The following is an 856-nucleotide window of genomic DNA, read 5'->3' as shown; positions in this document are numbered from 1 at the left end:
AAGTTGGCTTATTACCATGATGGAGTCGCCCAGACGCGGATTGGGCGGCGGCGCGCGATGGCTGCTGCACCCAACCAAAAACAAACTTGCGATCAGCAACCCCTGAATCAAGCGCATCTGCGGTATCCTGCGAGTATCGGTTCGTGTTCACCGCGTCCTGCGGGGAATGTCACGCTATCAGAATGATATTGCTGCCTAATTTAGCGTTGATTTCACTGTCTTGGCAAGTCTGATGCGGTAAATGACCGGTTACTCGGACACCGGCACCAGCCAGTCGCTCTCGCCCACGCGATGACGTTGGAAATCAATGCCAAAAACCGGTGCCAGTCGTTCAGGCTGCATGACCTGTGCCGCATCGCCAGCATCAATCAACTTACCTTTTGAAATCAACCAAATATCATCAGCCTGCTGTAGGCTGTGATTCAAGTCGTGGGCGCTGGCCAGCACAATCAACCCAGCCTGACACAACACTTTCAGCATGGCATCAAGCGCGACACGTTGCGCCACGTCCAGACCGGTGGCGGGCTCATCCAGCACCAACAGGCGGGCATGCGGATTAAGCGAAGGCCACACCTGCAAGAATACGGCGGCAAGGCGTACACGCTGCCACTCGCCGCCGGAGAGTTCCGTCAACGGCCGCGTCAATTTATCGGTTAACATCAGGCGCGTGGCGATCTGAGCGACCACTTCATCGACCGCCATCACGCTGACCTGCCTCGGCTGGTGTAACGCCAGATATTGGAACACGGGCATCAGCGCCCCCGGGCTTTGCTGCTGAGACAGATAAGCGCGACGCAGCGCCAGGTCTCGCGCAGACAAATCGGCAATCGGCATGCCGTCCAGCTCCACGCGCCCT

Annotated in this window: 1 protein-coding gene and 1 pseudogene; both read right to left on the bottom strand. The window is 57.7% G+C overall.

Translation table 11 applies throughout. The features are described from left to right. Positions 1-117, bottom strand: a pseudogene (locus J5224_RS31300) (endopeptidase); the annotation flags it as partial. 132 nt (positions 118-249) lie between these two features. Further along, on the bottom strand, positions 250-856 hold a 607-nt coding region (locus J5224_RS31295), incomplete at its 5' end, for an ATP-binding cassette domain-containing protein (protein WP_264628892.1).

It is taken from the genome of Candidatus Symbiopectobacterium sp. NZEC135 (assembly GCF_025962695.1).
This window is presented reverse-complemented; position numbering and strand designations above follow the sequence as displayed.